This is a genomic window from Cryobacterium sp. Hh38 (assembly GCF_004403235.1).
GTDB lineage: Bacteria > Actinomycetota > Actinomycetes > Actinomycetales > Microbacteriaceae > Cryobacterium > Cryobacterium levicorallinum.
Window position 1 is genome coordinate 304,394 of sequence record NZ_SOHD01000008.1, and the last position, 17,511, is coordinate 321,904.

The 17,511-nt window shown below is 62.9% G+C and carries 15 protein-coding genes, 1 tRNA gene and 1 other RNA gene; 5 read left to right on the top strand and 12 right to left on the bottom strand.

The genetic code is table 11. The features are described from left to right. Positions 1–73 precede the first annotated feature (73 nt). Genes E3T41_RS04750 through E3T41_RS04760 form a run of 3 tightly spaced genes read right to left on the bottom strand, consistent with a single transcriptional unit; the run spans position 74 to position 3,180 of the window. Complete coding sequence (locus E3T41_RS04750; protein WP_134477512.1) at positions 74–1,624, bottom strand: tripartite tricarboxylate transporter permease; 1,551 nt, start codon at positions 1,622–1,624, stop codon at positions 74–76. Next, on the bottom strand, positions 1,617–2,168 hold the full coding sequence (locus E3T41_RS04755; RefSeq protein WP_134477514.1) for a tripartite tricarboxylate transporter TctB family protein: 552 nt from the start codon (positions 2,166–2,168) through the stop codon (positions 1,617–1,619). The genes E3T41_RS04750 and E3T41_RS04755 overlap by 8 nt, the downstream gene beginning before the upstream one ends. A gap of 4 nt (positions 2,169–2,172) precedes the next feature. Then, positions 2,173–3,180, bottom strand: coding sequence for a tripartite tricarboxylate transporter substrate binding protein (locus tag E3T41_RS04760; RefSeq protein ID WP_104132507.1), 1,008 nt, complete (start codon positions 3,178–3,180; stop codon positions 2,173–2,175). 175 nt (positions 3,181–3,355) lie between these two features. Between E3T41_RS04760 and E3T41_RS04765 the strand changes: the two genes are divergently transcribed. After that, the gene (locus tag E3T41_RS04765) at positions 3,356–4,933 is read left to right on the top strand and encodes a sensor histidine kinase (protein WP_241991029.1); all 1,578 of its coding nucleotides are present in this window, start codon (positions 3,356–3,358) and stop codon (positions 4,931–4,933) included. Continuing rightward, positions 4,930–5,682: a response regulator gene (locus tag E3T41_RS04770; protein ID WP_104132509.1), complete on the top strand. Its 753-nt coding sequence runs from the start codon at positions 4,930–4,932 to the stop codon at positions 5,680–5,682. The genes E3T41_RS04765 and E3T41_RS04770 overlap by 4 nt, the downstream gene beginning before the upstream one ends. 7 nt (positions 5,683–5,689) lie before the next feature. On the opposite strand, the gene rnpB is transcribed toward E3T41_RS04770, so the two are convergent. The 6 genes from rnpB to E3T41_RS04800 form a co-directional block, all read right to left on the bottom strand. Then, an RNA gene (rnpB, locus tag E3T41_RS04775) (RNase P RNA component class A) lies at positions 5,690–6,069 on the bottom strand. 48 nt (positions 6,070–6,117) lie between these two features. Next, a complete protein-coding gene (locus tag E3T41_RS04780; protein ID WP_092448653.1) occupies positions 6,118–6,855 on the bottom strand; it encodes a zinc ribbon domain-containing protein in 738 nt (245 codons plus the stop codon). 52 nt (positions 6,856–6,907) lie between these two features. Continuing rightward, positions 6,908–7,726, bottom strand: coding sequence for a Nif3-like dinuclear metal center hexameric protein (locus E3T41_RS04785; RefSeq protein ID WP_092448654.1), 819 nt, complete (start codon positions 7,724–7,726; stop codon positions 6,908–6,910). 80 nt (positions 7,727–7,806) lie between these two features. Further along, the gene (locus E3T41_RS04790) at positions 7,807–8,142 is read right to left on the bottom strand and encodes a hypothetical protein (RefSeq protein WP_134477518.1); all 336 of its coding nucleotides are present in this window, start codon (positions 8,140–8,142) and stop codon (positions 7,807–7,809) included. A gap of 127 nt (positions 8,143–8,269) precedes the next feature. Further along, on the bottom strand, positions 8,270–8,983 hold the full coding sequence (locus tag E3T41_RS04795; protein WP_174775277.1) for a GAF and ANTAR domain-containing protein: 714 nt from the start codon (positions 8,981–8,983) through the stop codon (positions 8,270–8,272). 9 nt (positions 8,984–8,992) lie between these two features. Further along, positions 8,993–9,694, bottom strand: coding sequence for a GAF and ANTAR domain-containing protein (locus E3T41_RS04800; protein WP_241991030.1), 702 nt, complete (start codon positions 9,692–9,694; stop codon positions 8,993–8,995). Between the two features lie 666 nt (positions 9,695–10,360). Here E3T41_RS04800 and E3T41_RS04805 point away from each other — a divergent pair. Continuing rightward, entirely contained in the window at positions 10,361–12,232 is a 1,872-nt protein-coding gene (locus tag E3T41_RS04805; protein WP_092448656.1) for a PA domain-containing protein, read from the top strand. 114 nt (positions 12,233–12,346) lie between these two features. Here the strand turns inward: E3T41_RS04805 and E3T41_RS04810 are convergent, their stop codons facing one another. From E3T41_RS04810 to E3T41_RS04820, 3 genes are all read right to left on the bottom strand, one after another. After that, positions 12,347–12,571: a hypothetical protein gene (locus E3T41_RS04810; protein WP_134477522.1), complete on the bottom strand. Its 225-nt coding sequence runs from the start codon at positions 12,569–12,571 to the stop codon at positions 12,347–12,349. 97 nt (positions 12,572–12,668) lie between these two features. Next, positions 12,669–12,741, bottom strand: a tRNA-Val gene (locus tag E3T41_RS04815). Between the two features lie 39 nt (positions 12,742–12,780). Beyond that, positions 12,781–13,251: a peroxiredoxin gene (locus E3T41_RS04820; RefSeq protein WP_092448732.1), complete on the bottom strand. Its 471-nt coding sequence runs from the start codon at positions 13,249–13,251 to the stop codon at positions 12,781–12,783. A gap of 265 nt (positions 13,252–13,516) precedes the next feature. On the opposite strand from E3T41_RS04820, the gene aceE reads away from it, so the two are divergent. Both aceE and E3T41_RS04830 read left to right on the top strand, forming a co-directional pair. Beyond that, a complete protein-coding gene (aceE, locus tag E3T41_RS04825; protein ID WP_092448658.1) occupies positions 13,517–16,243 on the top strand; it encodes a pyruvate dehydrogenase (acetyl-transferring), homodimeric type in 2,727 nt (908 codons plus the stop codon). Between the two features lie 5 nt (positions 16,244–16,248). Then, on the top strand, positions 16,249–17,451 hold the full coding sequence (locus E3T41_RS04830) for a CdaR family transcriptional regulator (protein WP_092448659.1): 1,203 nt from the start codon (positions 16,249–16,251) through the stop codon (positions 17,449–17,451). Positions 17,452–17,511 lie beyond the last annotated feature (60 nt).

The window sequence follows — 17,511 nt, forward strand, 5'->3', positions numbered from 1 at the left end:
CACCGCTCAACGTCATCAGGACCGACATCACTTTTGTGGTGTCGGTCCTGCTGACGTTTGAACTAGACGAACGCTACCGTGCCATCCGTTCGTCGACGGGGTCGTCCTCGGAAACTCGCTCAGACTCCATCGCACGCTGGCGACGCTTCATCCAATAGGACAGAGCGAAGATCACGATCAGCGAAACGTAGATGGTTGCCGCGATCGGTGACGCGATGAGCGCCGTTGGATCCCCCTGCGAGATCGCGAGCGACCGACGCAGCTGGTTCTCAAAGATCGGGCCAAGAATGAGCCCGACCACCATCGGCGCGATCGGGTAGCCGTAACGCCGCATGAAGAAGCCCAGCACGCCAACGACGAGCAGAATAGCCACGTCAACCGGCGTGAAATTGAGCGAGAAGGCACCCAGCCCGGCGAACACCAGAATTCCGGCATACAAGTACGGGCGCGGGATCTGCAGAATCTTGACCCAGATGCCCACCAACGGCAGGTTGAGAATCAGCAGCATCAGGTTGCCGACGTACAGGCTGGCGATGAGCGTCCAAACCAGTGCGCCCTGGGTTTCAAAGAGCAACGGCCCCGGTTGAATCTGATAGCGCTGGAACGCGACGAGCATCATCGCGGCCGTGGCCGTCGTCGGAATTCCCAGGGTCAGCAACGGCACCAGAACTCCGGCCGCCGCCGCATTGTTGGCCGATTCCGGGCCGGCGACGCCCTCGATGGCGCCCTTGCCGAACTGCTTCTTGTTCTTGCCCTTGGCCAGTCGACGTTCGGCCGCATACGAGAGGAAGGTGGCGACATCCGCTCCCCCAGCGGGAATCGTACCGATCGGAAAGCCGATGAAGGTGCCGCGCAGCCACGGCTTCCAAGACCGCTTCCAGTCGTCCTTCTTCATCCAGGTCGTCCAGCCGCCGGTGACCGGAATCACCTTGACCGGACCGTGCCGCAGCCGGGACGCCACGTACATGGCCTCGCCGACGGCGAACAGGCCAACGGCGACGAGCACAACGTCGATACCGTCGGCCAGAAACGGATTACCGAAGGTGTAGCGCTGCTGACCGGTGAGGGCGTCGACGCCGATCAGCGCGATGAACAGACCGAGGGCCAGTGAGGCCAGCCCACGCAGAACGGATGCCCCGAGCAAGGCTCCTACCGTGAGGAAGGCGACAAGCATCAGAGCCACGTACTCAACCGGCCCGATTTGGATGGCGAACTCAGCCACAAACGGTGCCAGGAAGCTCAGCAGCACTGTCGCGAGGGTTCCCGCGACGAACGACCCGAGAGCTGCCGTGGCGAGAGCCGCAGCGCCCCGCCCGGCCTTGGCCATCTTGTTGCCCTCGAGGGCCGTCACGATCGACGCCGACTCCCCCGGGGTGTTGAGCAGGATCGATGTCGTTGACCCGCCATACATGCCGCCGTAGTAGATGCCAGCGAAGACAATGATGGCCGCTGTCGGTTCGAGGCTGTAGGTGATCGGCATCAGCAGGGCAATGGTCATGGCCGGGCCGATGCCCGGCAGCACGCCGATGGCAGTGCCGATGAAGACCCCGCCGAGGGCGTAGAGCAGATACATCGGCTGCATCGCGACGCTGAAGCCATTCATCAGGTTGATGAAGTTATCCATTGAAGATGGCCACCCCTTCCAGGAGGAAACCGGCCGGCAGGGACACGCCGAGGAGGCCCGCGAACACGAATTGCAGAATCAACGCCAGCACGATGCCGGTCAGGGCGTTGCGCCACCAGGGCTTGGCGCCGAGTGACCAGGCCGCGCCGAAGAACAACACGGCGGCCGCGACGGGCCAGCCAAGCGGCACGATCAGCACGATATGAACTATGACGAAGCCAACCAGTTTCAAGACCGTGAGCCAGTCGGTTTTGATGCTCGGGTCAACGTCTTCGCCCTCTTCAGCGACGCCGACGTGGCCGCGCAGCAGCTGGAAAATCAGGCCGACGCCGATCAGGACGAGCAGTCCGGAGACCACAAAGGGGAACGCGCGGGGACCGATGTCACTGGCTGATGGCGGCGTGCGGATATCGGCGCCGGCCACGAAGCCGACGACTCCCAGGCTGAGGATGACACACGCGAAAACTATTTCTCCGACGGGCCGGGCGGGAGCAGCCCAGTGCGGGCCACCCCCGCCCAGCGACTCGGCTGTGGGAGCGGTCATCGGGTTACAGTAGACCGATGTCTTTCAGCGTGACCTTCACCGTCGCGATGTCTTCGGTGAGGAAATCGGCGAACTCGTCGCCGATCATGAAGGCATCCGCCCAGTTGTTATCGGTGAGGGTGGTCTGCCAGGTGTCGGTGGCGTGCAGGTCTTCCATCAGCGTGGTGAGGACTTTCGCCTGTGCGGCATCGATGGATCCGGGGGCGACCACTCCGCGCCAGTTCGTCAGCACAACGTCGATCCCCTGCTCGGTCAGTGTTTCGGTGTCGGGAAGCTGCGGGGCAGCATCCGATCCCGACACGGCCAGGGCCCGTAGCTTGCCAGCCTTGACCTGCTCGGCATACTCGCCGACGCCGGAGATGCCGGCGTTGACCTTGTTGCCGAGCAGCGCGGCCAGGGACTCTCCGCCGCCCGAGTAGGGGATGTAGTTGAGCTTGTCAGCGCCGATGCCCTGTTCCTTGAGCATCATGCCGGCCAGAATATGGTCAGCACCGCCGGCCGATCCGCCGGTGATCGAGACGGCCTGGCCGGTCTCGCCGATGTCGTCGAGCAGATCGCCAATGGTGTCGTACGGGGAATCCGCCGGAACGACCACGACGAGCGGTTCGTCGGTGAGGCGGGCGATCGGGGTGGTGTCTTCGATGCGGTTGGCCGCGCTGTTCGTTTCGACAGCACCGACCATGACGTAGCCCATGACCATGAGGGTGTTGATGTCCTTCTCGGTCTTCATGGCGGCGAGCCCGTTGGTGCCGCCGGCGCCGCCGACGTTGACGACGGAGGCGCTCGTCACGAGGTCGTTGGCCTGCAGGTCCTTTTCGATGGCCCGACCGGTCTGGTCCCAGCCACCGCCCGGGTCGGCTGGAACGATGATGTTGAGCTTGTCGATGCCGGCTGCTGCCTCATCGCTGCCGCCGCTGGTCGCTGCCGGGGTACTGCACCCGGCGAGTAGCAGAACGGATGCTGCCGCCGTCACGATCAAACCGGTTCGACGCGTCCCTGAGCCTTGTTTCATGCTGTCTTCCTCTATTCACTTCACTGTGATGCGTATAGCTACGCTGTGCCCCAGCGTATGGAGCCCCATCGGCCCGCGGAAGAATTCGGTCATAGTGCGCATATTGGTCATTACGGACAGCGCCCGTCGGACTGCACGCCTGGCCAGATGGGAGAATGGGAAAATGATTCAGTCGATGTCGCTGAGAACACAGTTGTTCTTTCTGCAACTCTTTATTGTTCTCATCGTCGTCCTCGTTGCCGGGTCGGTCGCCATCCGCTTGCAGGAGCAGCAGATTCGTGATGCCTATCAAGCCCGCATGGTGGGAGTCGCGCAGTCGGTGGCCGAGCTGCCCGCGATCGTGGATGCCTTTGACGATAGTGATCCCAGCGCCACCATTCAGCCCATTGCCGAGCTGATCTCCGAGGCCGCCAATGTGACCTACGTCGTCGTTACCGACGACACCGGCGTGCGCTATTCGCATCCAAACCCGGCCATGATCGGCCACGTAACCTCGACCGATCCGTCGATTGCGCTGTCTGGTGCGACCTATGTCGGCACGCAGACCGGCACGCTCGGGGAAACCTGGCGGGTCAAACTACCCATCTACGACGAGTCCGGAGTCATCATCGGCATGGCCTCGGTGGGAATTCTGGAGCAGACGCTGCGCGCCGACCTATACAAGGTGCTGCCCGAACTGGTGATCTGGCTCCTCGGGGCTGCCTTGGTGGGAACAGCCGGGGCCACGATGATCTCTCGGATGGTGTGGCGCCGGATCCACCGGCTGGAGCCCGAAGAGATCGCCTCCCTGCTGGAGACCCGCGAGGCGATGCTGCACGGTATCGGCGAGGGCCTCGTCGCGGTGGATGCCGCCGGTTCCGTCGCGCTGGTCAACGACGAGGCTCGCAGACTTCTCGGCGCGGACGATGACTCGGTGGGGCGTCCGGCGACGGACGTGGTCGGTGCGGAACTGGCCAGGATGCTGGCCGAGAGCGGGGAAAGCGATGAGACCGTGCTCGTCGGTGAACGCGTTCTGCTGGCGCGGTCCAACGATGCCGCCGTCGATGGTCGATTGGTCGGCCGGGTATTGATTCTGCGGGACCGGACCGAGCTGCACCAGCTTCTGCAAGACCTGGATGGCGCCAGGGATGTGACGCAGGCTTTGCGCGCCCAGGCCCACGAATTCGCCAACAAGATGCATGTCATTTCGGGGTTAATCGAACTGGGGCGCACCGAACAGGTGGTGGATTTCATCACTCGCGCCGGGCACGGTGGTTCCGTGCTCTCCCGTGCGCTCTCCCCCGGCATCACCGACCCCGACGTGGCGAGTCTGCTCATGGCCAAGAGCACCATCGCAGCGGAGAAGGGCATCAATCTGGTAATCGACGAAAAGTCTACTCTGGCACCCGATGGAACGACGGATCCGGTCACTGTACTCGGCAATCTCATCGACAATGCTATAGAGGCGATCGGCTCCGACGGCACCATCCACGTTCGCCTCAGTGAAGAAGGGACCGGTGCCACCATCGTCGTTTCCGATGACGGCCCCGGAATCAAGGAGAAGGACCGCGTGCGAATATTTGAAGCCGGCCAGTCCACCCGGGACGCCAGCCGCCCCGGAGCACGCGGTTTCGGCTTGGCACTCGTGCAGCGCGTAGCCGTGCGCCGCACCGGATTCGTCACCTCCAAGCCGTCGCAGCACGGCGGAGCAACCTTCACTGTGCTCCTCGCTGCCGTACCATCTTCGCCCGACCCCATTGGAACCGCCTCATGACACTCATTCGCACGGCTCCCGTTTGCACGGCTCTCATCCGCACGGTCGTCATCGACGATGACCGTGCAGTCGCGGGAATTCACACCGGTTTTCTGCTCGCTCACGGTGGGTTCGAGATCGTCGGCGTCGCCTATACCGGCACCGACGGCCTCGATCTGATCACGAGGCTGAAGCCAGACCTGGTGCTGTTGGACATCCATCTGCCCGGTATATCCGGCATCGAGGTGCTGCGGGCTGCGCGTAATCTTCCCGGTGACCCGGTCGATATCATTGCCATCACCGCTGCCAGGGAGCTCGATACCGTGCGGGCGGCGATGGCCGGTGGGGTCATGCATTACCTGGTCAAACCGTTCACCTCGACCGTGCTGCTCGAGCGACTGGACCAGTACGTTCAACATCGGCTGGACCTGCACGAACACGCCGCCGTAACAGCATCGATGCTCGACCAGGCCCGAATAGACCGGATGCTGCAACCCGGCACGGTCGCGCCGCCAGCCAGTGCCCCCGGGCCCACCGGGTTGGCGCTGTCCAAGGGGCTGTCCGAGGTGACGCTCGACGCCGTCGTGGCCACGCTCAAGCGCGCCACCGTGGGCATCTCGGCCAGCGACGTGGCCCAAAACCTGGGTCTGGCTCGGGTGAGCGCCCGCAGATATCTTGAATTCCTGGTCGCCGCCGAACGTGCCGGCATCACCCAAAAATATGGTCACGCCGGGCGTCCGGAGAAGCTGTATCACTGGACCGCGGGGTGAATGAAGTGGAATGGGCCGGCTAGTACGCCGGGTTCTGTCCAGGTGCTTGCGCACCGTCGACGGCCATCTATCTCGTGACTACGTTGCCGCAGCCCTCTAGCGGTCTACCCGAAAGCTCGGCGAGCCGCCTCAACGCTTTCTGTCTGACCTTGCTCCGGACGAGGTTTACCGAGCCGACCAGGTCACCCTGGCCTCTGGTGGTCTCTTACACCACCGTTTCACCCTTACCCCCAGCTCGCGCTGGTGGCGGTCTACTTTCTGTGGCACTGTCTCGCGGGTTACCCCGGGTGGGTGTTACCCACCATCCTGCTCTATGGAGCCCGGACGTTCCTCGGCATCCGCTAGACCCGAAGATCTCCCGAATGACGCGACCGTCTTGCCGACCCATTCCGAGTACAAAGCCTACCGGGCGAGCAGGCGACGTGCGAACCGGCGCTAGATTCCGGACTCTTCGGTGCGCACCAGCACGGCGCCACAGTCGGGGCAGAAGATGACCTCGTCCGCCGGAGCCTGACGGGCATCAGCGAGGTCGCTCCCGGTCAGAGTCATCGTGCATCCGCTGCAGGTGCGGGCACGCAGCAGCGCCGCGGCGTTGCCGTGGCCGCTGATGCGCAGGCGCTCGTACAGGGCAGCGAGGTCATCGGGGATGGTAGCCGCGATCGTCGCGCGATCACGGGTCAACTCGCCGAGCTGACGGTTGAGGTCGACCAGCGACTCATCCCGAACGGCTTCCGTCGCGGCGACCCGCTCGGCGATGGCGTCGCGTTCCTGCTCCACCACAGCGACGGCCGCCTCGTGCTCTTCCTGGCGCTCAAGCACGGCAATCTCAATCTCCTCGAGATCGAACAGGCGCTTCTTGAGTGAGGCCACCTCGGAGTCCAGGGCCTGGATGTCCTTGATCGATGAGGTGTTCTGCAGGCGGTCGGTATCGCGGGCAATGCGCTTCTCGACGACCTCAACGTCGCTCTCGATGCGTCCCAATTCGGTGCGCACGTCGTCGAGCTCGCCGGACCGGCCGAGCAGCTTCATACGGCTGGCCTCAGCCTCCCGGTTGAGCGCGGCAAGCTCGGTGTGCGCCGCGAGTGATTTTGACTGGTGGCTGAGCTGAAGAACCTTGATGTCGAGGGCCTGAAGCCGCAGAAGTTCTTTCTGCTGGAGTGGTGATGCCTTCACGATGTCCTGACCTAACGCTGGAATTGAGTTGTACTGACGAAAGAAAAAAGAATTAGTGCACGACGGAAAAATCCCACGGGTCGGTGTTCAACTCACTCACCGTGACCGACACCCCCGGCAGGTTCGCCCGCAACTGCACGGCCGCCGGCTCCAGCCAGAGCCATTCGCTGGCCCAGTGTGCGACGTCGATGAGGGCGGGTCCGCCGACGCAGAGCGCCTGCTCGCGTGCCTCCTGCGCAGGGTGATGGCGCAGATCGGAGGTAATGTAGACATCTGCTGCCAGCACCTGCGGATTGCGAAGCAGGGAATCACCGGCACCGCCACAGAGAGCAACCGTCGTGATCGGGGCTGCATAGTCACCGGCGACGCGAACCCCTGAAGCCGTGGCCGGCAACAGGGCCAGCACGGTGTGTGCCAGGTGTCCGAGCGTGGTCGGTTTCGGCAGACGACCAACCCGTCCGATGCCGGTGCCCGGCACAGCGCCACTCGTGATGGGCAGTGCGTCGATCAGCCCCAGCCGACTGGCGATCACGTCGGACACGCCGTCAGCAACCACGTCTGCGTTGGTGTGGGCGGCCAGCAGGGCACAGTCGGCGCGAATCAGCCGGCTGAGCAGTGCGCCCTTGTAGGTGTCCTCGGCGATACTCGTGACACCGCGCAGCAGTAACGGATGATGCGTCAGCAACAGGTCGGCGCCGGCCGCAATAGCCTCGTCGACCGTGTCGGCGACGGTATCGACGGCCAAGTGGATGCTGCGAATCGGCCGGGCCGGATCGCCACTGACCAGCCCCGGTGCATCCCACGCTTCGGCACCGCCCGGGGGCCAGAGGGTATGAGCGACGAGGGTAACGTCGGCGAGCGAGAATGGCACCCATTCAGCCTACCGGGCGACCGGTGCCAAGGTTTCGCGGACAGGACGCAACCGATGCGTCGGGTCCGCGAAAAGATAGGTCAGTAGTCGAACTCGTCGAACTGCGCGGCAGCCGATTCCTCTCGGGTCCACGCCGCCGGAATCATGGCTCCGGTTTGGGCCTTGCGGTGCAGAAAGTCCGTGGTTTCCGGTTCGACCAGTTCTGGCGACAGACTGTCCGCGGTGACGCTGACCAGCTGACTCGCGGAACCGATCAAAAACTGAGCACGAAGGAGAGTACCGCCGTCGCCCATGACCGGTATATCAACGACGTCGACTTGTCGACGGTTACACAGTGCCTCGGCATACAGCAAGACCGCATCAGCCAGATCGCTGCCGGTAATAACTGACCCACCGGGGTGAAATATACGTTTCATGATCTTCCTCGAAAGCTCACGTTTAGTGCGTGTGCTGCCAGGGTCCGGGGCGGCCAATGCCACTATACGCCCGCCCAGCATAAACGGGAGGTCAGTCTCGGCTAGTTCGCAACTAGTCGCTGCAACGCTACAGGATCAGTACGCGATTGACGATGCACTCGGCCACATCGGCCAGTGGAAGACCGTTATGACGGGCATACTCGCGAATCTTGTCGAAGGCATCGCCCATGTGCACCCCGTGGGTGTACGCCACGACGCCCTTGGCCTGTTCGATCAACACTCGACTGCTCAGCGCGTGCTGAAATTGCTGGCGCACGATGTCGCTTTCGCGAATAGCCCGCTCCTGCAGGATGCCTATGGTCGCGACATCCGCGAGTGCCTGCACCGTGTTGGTGTCGGCCGTACTCAAGCCGCCGGTGCGATCCCAGAACAGATTGAGTGAGCCGATGATCGTTGCCCGCAGGCGCAACGGTACGGCGTGCATCGAGGCGAAGCCCTGGGCGAGTGCCCCCTGGCGAAACTTGGGCCATTTATCGCCAGTCCTGTCGATGTCGGGAACGGCGACGGCCAGCCCGGAGGTGAAACTCTCAACGCACGGGCCGCTCCCGGCTCGCAGCTGCAGAATTTCGACCAGGCGGCTGCGTTCGTTGGTCGACGCCACCACTTCCAGCTCGCCGTCACCGCCCGACAGGATGATGCCCGCCGCCGAAGCCTCCAGCAGGGCGGCGCATTTTTCAACCAGGGTGTGCAAAAGGTCGACGACATCGTAGTCGGCGACGAGTGTGTCGGCCAGGGTAACGAAGGTCTCAAGGAGTTGACCCTCCCGGGTTTTTGTCACCATATTTCCACGCTAAGACTCGGGAATCGACGAGAAATCCAATCGTCGTGTCACTACATCTGCGGCGACTTCCCGAACAGTTCGTCCATGAGCAAAAGCATGTCCATGAATTATCAGAAGCGCGTCGGCCGCGGAAAGATTGAGCTGGGCCAGAACCATTCCGGTCGCTTGATGAACGACACGCCGCGAATATCCTTCATTATCTTCCAGATTTGTTTTCAATGTTTGCGCGGTGAGGGATCGACGCAAGACCTGGAGCGCGGCTATCTGTGCGAGCACTTCCGCGTCCAGAATCTGCGCGGGTGTGAGGCCGCCCGAGCGGGTCGAAAACAGCGAGACAGCTCCGATATCGACCGACCCCATGATGAGTGGAAAGGCGTAGACAGCGTGCACTTCGGTGTTCCGTGCGGCTTTCATCAGCGCCGGCCAGGTCGCGCCCGACGACGTCGCAAAGTTGTCGACGAGTACGGGCCGTCTGGTGGCCAGCGCCGCCCAGGCAGGCCCCTCACCCAGGTCGAATTGCAGCTCGTCGAAGTGGGCCGCCATGGCATTGCTCGCGCTCACGGTCTCGGACCCAAACGGGGCCCCGAGCGTGCACACCGCTGCTGCATTGACCGGCAGCACCTGCATGAAAGGGGCACAGATACTGGTGCGGCTTTCGTGAGCGAGCGACAGTTGTTCGACCGCGGCCCCGAATGCCAGCCGATCAGGCACAACACACCAGCCCACCCCAGAAGCCCTGCATCGTGCGTGTCATTCGACCTCACGATCACAAGTCCTGGAAGAATTCTCTGCGGGCCCTACCGGGCTCGAACCGATAATATCCACGGTGTAAAAGGTCCGGTCGCAATCAAATTCAATGAGAATCCGCAAGAACACGAACTTTCGAGAGACTGCGCATTTGCGGTAACTTGCCCGAAATCCGGGATTGTGGCGAATCCTGCTGCTGGAACGCCAACGCCTCGCCAACTCAAAACACCCAGCACATTTGCTCTGCCTGTACGCAACACTAGCCGAGCATAACGAGCTTGGCGGCACCGAACACCGGCGGTGCCGCTGTTCGTGACCCGGGACTCCCGCGGACCGAGGGCATCAGGCCCTCATGAGGCCACGGGATGCACGCGTCCAGAGGACCTTCTCCCCACGGGTTCTGGTCGCGCTCTCGGCCGTTCTGCTGTCCGTTGAACCACGCTTGCGATGAACAAGCGTCCGGCAGGAATTCGGATCGAAATCCACCGCGAGGGGTAGGCCATGGCGACGCATGCGCACCGTATCGCCATGGCGGCCCCACCCTGGTCGATTTGTACTTCCTTGCCAAAGTGTGCAAGGGCGGACTACGGTTCGAACGTTCGATTCAAAATTCCGCACCGAAGGAGTGTCATGGTCAAATCACCTGCCATTCGCGCTGGACTGACGCTGGTGTCCGTCGCAGCGTTGATCCTCGCCACAACATCCGTTGCATCGGCCCGACCCGGGGACGACGGCTCGATATCGACCGCCGACGGCGCTCGCGACGCCCACCAGCACGGCGGAACCGCCGGTCATCTGCCGGCAACACAGTCCAATGTCAACGTAGTCTCCAAACTGAAGATGAAGAACGCGGTGCCTGAAAAGATCGCCGACGTGGGCGTCTTTAAGAATTATGCCTACCTTGCTGCGTGGGGCGTCGTATCGTGCACCTACAACGGGGTGCACGTCGTGGATATCAAGGACCCCGCGAAGCCGAAGGAGGTCGCGTTTATCCAGTCCAAGGAGGGCAGCTACCCGGGCGAGGGTGTCCAGACCCTTCAACTCGATACGCCAGCCTTTACCGGCGACGTGCTCGTCACCAACAATGAGAAGTGCAAGGACAAAGCAGGTTTCGGCGGCATGAATCTCTATGACGTGACGAATCCCGAGCACCCCACACCACTCGCCGTGGGCATTGGCGATTCAACAGCCGATGGTCAGGGCAAGAAGACCGCCAACCAGACCCACAGCGTCTTCGCCTGGGATGCCGGCGAGAAGGCGTACGCGGTCATCGTTGACAACGACGAGGGCACCGATGTCGACATTATGGACATCACCAACCCGAAGAAGCCGTTCCTGACCGCCGAATACGATCTGGACAAGACCTTTCCGCAGATCCTCCAAAACGCACCGGCGAACCTGACCGACGTGTTTCTGCATGACCTTGTCGTCAAGCAGATCGACGGAAAACAGGTGATGCTGTTGTCGTACTGGGACGCCGGATACGTCACGGTCGACATGACCGACGTGCACACCCCGATCTATATCGGCGATACGGACTTCACCAACCCCGACCCGCAGCTTCAGGAGTCGGCAGGCCTGATCGAGAAGCCCGAAGGTAACGGCCACCAGGGCGAGTTCACCCTCGACAACAGGTTCATAATCGGTGCCGACGAGGACTTCGCGCCCAACGGCGCGGAGGGCACCACGGATGATTCCGCGACGCCGTTTCAGATCTCGCAGGGCAGCGACACCCCGCAGCTGCAAGGCGGCGAGTCGCTGACCGGTGATGCCGTCTACGCGGGACAGGCATGTTCCGGTGATCCGATTGTGCTACCAGCACCGGTCACCGCAAGCGGCAGCCAGATCGCGATCGTCACCCGTGGCCTCTGCGCGTTCACCGAGAAGGTGGCGAACGTTGAAGCGGCCGGCGGCTATGACGGAATCGTCATTATCAACCGCGAGGGTTCCGACGGATGCGGCGCGTTCGGGATGAGCGTTGCCGGCACCATCCCGACCTCTTCGGTCGACCGTCAAACCGGATTCGGTTTCTTCGACCTCGAGGCCTCGTACGATAACGCGGCCTGCCTCGCCGGTGCTGCCAGCGTGATTCCCGGCCTGAGCCTAGGCGCCGTCGGAGACCTCGTTTCCGTGCGCGCGTTCTTTGACGGTTGGGGTTATGTGCACCTCTTCGACAACTCGACGGGAAAGATGTCCGAGCTGGACACCTATGCAATTCCCGAAGCCATGGACCCGGCCTACGCTGCGGGCTTCGGCGACCTCTCGGTTCACGAGGTGGCCACGTCCAAGCAGCGGGCCGACCTGGCGTACTTCTCGTATTACGCGGGAGGTTTTCGAGTGACCAAAATCATCGACGACAAACTCGTCGAGACGGGTCGCTTCATTGACCAGGGCGGCAACAACTTCTGGGGTGTGGACGTGTTCGAGAACAACGGCGTCGAATACGTTGCCGCCAGCGACCGTGACTTTGGGCTCTACATCTTCCGATACACGGGAAACTGAGCCGACAGCCTGATCTGAATTACCCACACGCAATCGCTCCTGAGAACCCCTCAGGAGCGTTTTCGTCCGTCCCGGTGCGCAGTAGGAGGCGCCGGGCCATCTCGACCTGCCGGGTCAGCGGGGCAGCACCGTGGCACCGTCGATGTGACGGGGAATCGTGTCGTGATGCTGAGCCCATGACACCCGAACCCCCGTCGAGAAGCCGTTGAAGACCAGACGACCCACGGTCGGTACGACCGCGTCGCTGATCTGACGCACGAGATCGGGCTCGTTGCTGCTGTGGTGCTCGGTGGCGGTCAGCGAGGCGCCGCCGTCCCACAAAACGCGAATAATCGCCAAGGGCCACAATACGAACGCCAAGTCGAACCACGGCAAGCTGAGTGTCGCGGAGACTGCGTATTACTCAGATGCTTACTCTGATCAGGTATTTATACTGTGGGCCCTACCGGGCTCGAACCGATGACATCCACGGTGTAAACGTGGCGCTCTACCAACTGAGCTAAAGGCCCCGACGACGACTCAAGGTCACCGGGTCTGTTCAGTATAGGTCAGAGGGCGGGTACGAGCTGTCCAAGGGCTGCCCGGTAGGCGTCGATCGGACGAGCTTCGCCCGGTGCTGTGATGAAACTGGCCCGAATGATGCCGCTCGGATCGATCAGGAACGTGGCGCGGTTAGCGAAGCCCTTGTCCTCAAGAAAGACGCCGTATTCTTTCGCAACGGCGCCGTGCGGCCAGAAATCGGCCACGAGGTCGAAGGTGTATTTTTCCTGCTCACCGAAGGCCCGCAGTGCATGACGGGAATCCACCGAAATTCCGATGAGCTCGACTCCGCCGTCTTCAAACAGGGCCAGGTTGTCACGCAGTTCACACAGTTCGCCACTGCAGATGCCGGAGAACGCCAGCGGGAAGAATACCAGAGCGACGGATTTGATCCCCCGATACTGGCTCAACTGAACCGTTTCACCAAACTGATTGATGAGCTTGAAATCGGGGGCCTGGGTGTCATTTTCGAGAGCGATGAGAGCTTCTTTCCTCGGTGCCGGGCGCATGGATTGGCCGGTGACACACTCTAGCTCTGCAATATGTCCGGTGTCACAGCGAACACGCATTTTGGTTCAGCCACCCCCGCGCACGGACAAGTTGCGAAATCTGTAGGCTTACGTGGTGCCGCCGGTTGCAATCCAACCTGCTCTGTTACGGCACCTGCCACCGTTGTGTTCAAGCCGCGGGGCATCATCGCTGCATATACCCCAGGCTGCATCAACCACAGAGGAGAGGTCGACTATGACGGTCAACGACCAGGACCCGTATTCGACGAACAACGCCGACTCAGATCCGGAGGAGACTGCTGAGTGGTCGCAATCCCTCGATTCGCTCGTTGCCGAACACGGCCACGAACGCGGGCGCGAGATCATGCTGAGCCTGTTGAAGCGCTCGAAGGAGCTGCACCTCGGAGTGCCGATGGTTCCGACGACGGACTACATCAACACCATTGCTACGGAGAACGAACCCGATTTTCCCGGCGACGAAGACATCGAGCGCCGCTACCGTGCCTGGATCCGCTGGAACGCTGCCGTTCTGGTGCACCGGGCCCAGCGCCCCGGCATCGCCGTCGGCGGGCACATCGCGACGTACGCGTCATCTGCTGCCCTCTACGAGGTCGGTTTCAACCACTTCTTCCGCGGCCAGGACCACCCGGGCGGCGGCGACCAGATTTTCATCCAGGGCCACGCCTCCCCCGGCACTTACGCGCGCGCCTTCCTCGAGGGCCGCCTGACCGAGAACCAACTCGACGGTTTCCGCCAGGAAAAGTCGCATGCCCCCGACGGCATCTCTTCGTACCCTCACCCGCGTCTGATGCCGGAATTCTGGCAGTTCCCCACCGTGTCGATGGGCCTCGGCCCGATCAACGCGATCTACCAGGCGCAGCTGAACCGCTACCTGACCAACCGCGGAATCAAGGACGCGAGCGACCAGCAGGTCTGGGCGTTCCTCGGCGACGGCGAAATGGACGAGGTCGAAAGCCGCGGCCAGCTGCAGGTCGCCGCCAACGAGGGCCTCGACAACCTCAATTTCGTGATCAACTGCAATCTGCAGCGACTCGATGGCCCCGTGCGCGGTAACGGCAAGATCATCCAGGAGCTGGAAAGCTTTTTCCGCGGTGCCGGCTGGAACGTCATCAAGGTCGTTTGGGGTCGCGAGTGGGACAACCTGCTCAAGAATGACGTCGACGGCGCCCTGATCAACCTGATGAACGTCACGCCCGACGGCGACTACCAGACCTACAAGGCCGAGAGCGGCGCCTACGTGCGTGAGAACTTCTTCGGTCGCGATCCGCGTGCGCTCAAGCTCGTCGAACACTTGAGCGACGACGAGGTCTGGAACCTCAAACGCGGCGGCCACGATTACCGCAAGGTGTACGCCGCGTTCAAGGCAGCGTCCGAGCACCAGGGCCAGCCCACCGTCATCCTGGCGAAGACGATTAAGGGCTACGGCCTCGGTCCGAGCTTCGAGGGCCGCAACGCGACCCACCAGATGAAGAAGATGACCCTCGACAACCTCAAGTCGTTCCGAGACAGCATGCACGTGCCGATCACGGATGCCCAGCTCGAGGAAAACCCGTACCTTCCGCCGTACTACACCCCCGGCAACAAGGACGAGGCGATCGAGTACATGCACGAGCGTCGTCGTGCGCTCGGTGGTTACCTGCCCGAACGTCGCACCAAGCACGCCAAGCTCAACCTTCCCGGCGACGACACCTACAAGGTCGCCAAGAAGGGTTCAGGCACCCAGGAGATCGCTACGACGATGTCGTTCGTGCGGCTCCTCAAGGAGCTCGTGCGGGCCAAGGACTTTGGCAATCGCATCGTGCCGATCATCCCCGACGAAGCACGCACCTTTGGTATCGATGCGTTCTTCCCGACCGCCAAGATCTACAACCCCAACGGCCAGCACTACACGTCCGTTGACCACGCCCAGCTGCTGTCTTACAAGGAGAGCCCGCAGGGCCAAATCCTGCACGTGGGCATCAACGAGGCCGGCGCCGCCGCAGCATTCACCAACGTCGGTACGTCGTATTCCACCCAGGGTGAACCGCTCATTCCGGTGTACGTTTTCTACTCCATGTTCGGATTCCAGCGCACGGGCGACGCCCTGTGGGCAGCGGGCGACATGATGACCCGCGGGTTCATCATTGGCGCTACGGCCGGGCGCACGACGTTGACCGGAGAAGGCCTACAGCACGCCGACGGCCACTCGCCGCTATTAGCGTCGACCAACCCGGCCGTCGTCTCCTATGACCCCGCCTACGGGTACGAGATCGGCCACATCGTGCGCGCCGGCCTCGAGCGCATGTACGGCGGCGCCCACACCGACCCGAACGTCATGTACTACATCACCGTCTACAACGAACCGGCCGTGCAGCCGGTCGAGCCCGAAAATGTCGACGTTGACGGCATTTTGCGCGGTATCCACCGGGTGAGCACGTCGACGGTCAGCGGACCGAAGGCCCAGTTGCTGGCCTCGGGTGTTGCCGTTCCGTGGGCACTGGAAGCTGCGAAGCTTCTCGCCGACGACTGGGGCGTTTCGGCCGATGTCTGGTCGGTCACGTCGTGGACGGAGCTGCGTCGCGATGGCTTGGCCGCCGAGGAACACAACTTTCTCAATCCCGACGACGAGCCACGCATTCCGTATGTCACCTCGAAGCTCGAGGGAGCTGCCGGCCCGTTCGTGGCCGTGTCGGACTTCATGCACGCCGTTCCCGACCAGATTCGCCAGTTCGTGCCGAGCGACTTCGCCACCCTCGGCGCCGACAGCTTCGGCTTCTCGGACACCCGCCCGGCAGCGCGTCGATTCTTCAAGATCGACGGCCCGTCGATGGTGGTGCGCACTCTCGAGCTGCTCGCCCGCCGCGGCGAGGTCGACCGAAGCCTGGCCGGCCAGGCCATCGCAAAGTATCGCCTGCACGACGTGAGCGCGGGCACCACCGGCTCCGCCGGGGGCGAGAGCTAAAAGCAGTGGCACCGGCGCCCAAGACGAAAGAGCAGACTCTCAACTGGTTGCGCACCATCTCCGGTGAGTTGTCCACGCAGACGCTGAAACGACTCGAAGACACGCTCACCTGGTATGGCGATATGCCACCAGGGCGGCGGTCCGCTGTCGGCCTGGTCGCCCAGGCCGGAATTACGAGCTTCATTTCGTGGTTCGACGACCCGCGGTCAACCCCGTGGATCGCCGCAGACGTCTTCGGCGCCGCTCCGCGCGAGCTGCTGCGCTCGGTGAGCCTGCAGCAAACGCTGCAGCTCATTCGAGTGACCGTCGAGGTCGTCGAGGAACGCGTCAAGGACGGTGGAGAGTCTCTCCGGGAAGCGATCCTGCTCTACTCACGCGAGATTGCCTTCGGGGCAGCGGATGTCTACGCGCGCGCCGCCGAGGCGCGCGGGCTCTGGGACGCCCGCCTCGAGGCCCTCGTCGTCGATTCCATTCTCAGCGGGGAATACGACGATGAGCTGCCCAGTCGCATCGCGGCCCTCGGCTGGCACGGCCACGGCGAGGTCTGTGTGCTCGTCGGCACCACACCGCAGATGCTCGATGTCGACCAGTTGCGCCGCGCCGCACGCCACATGGCGGCCGATGTGCTCATCGGTGTGCAGGGAAATCGGCTGGTGCTCGTGATCGGGCGTGCCCGCCCGGCGCCGGTCGACAGTGAGGACGTCGGCACAGCCGCAGCGCTGACCTTCATGGAGATCGCCATGGCGCTCGAGCCCATCTTCGGGCCGGGACATTTGGTGCTCGGGCACGAGGTGCCCAACCTGGTCGACGCGTCCAAGAGTGCCAAAGCGGCGCTGGCCGGTTTTGCCGTTGCTCGGTCGTGGCGGAATGCGCCGCGCCCGGTGCAAGCCGACGACCTGCTGCCCGAGCGCGCCCTTGCTGGCGATCCGCTCGCCCGAGCCACGCTCATCCACCGGATTTACCGGCCGTTGCAGGCGCATTCCACCGAGTTGCTCACCACGCTGTGGTGTTACCTCGACAATGGGCGCTCACTCGAGGCGACCGCCCGGGAACTTTTCGTGCACCCCAACACCGTGCGCTATCGCCTTAAGCGGGTCTCCGAAGTCATCGGCTACGACGCCACCGGAGCCCGCGAGGCGCTCATTCTGCAGTCCGCCCTGATTATCGGCTCGATCAGCGACCACGACGGTTCCACCCGCCGCCGCTGACCGCCACCCGAGCTCACCGGCCAATTGTGCTGCTGTAAACAAAGGTTTCATGAATACTTA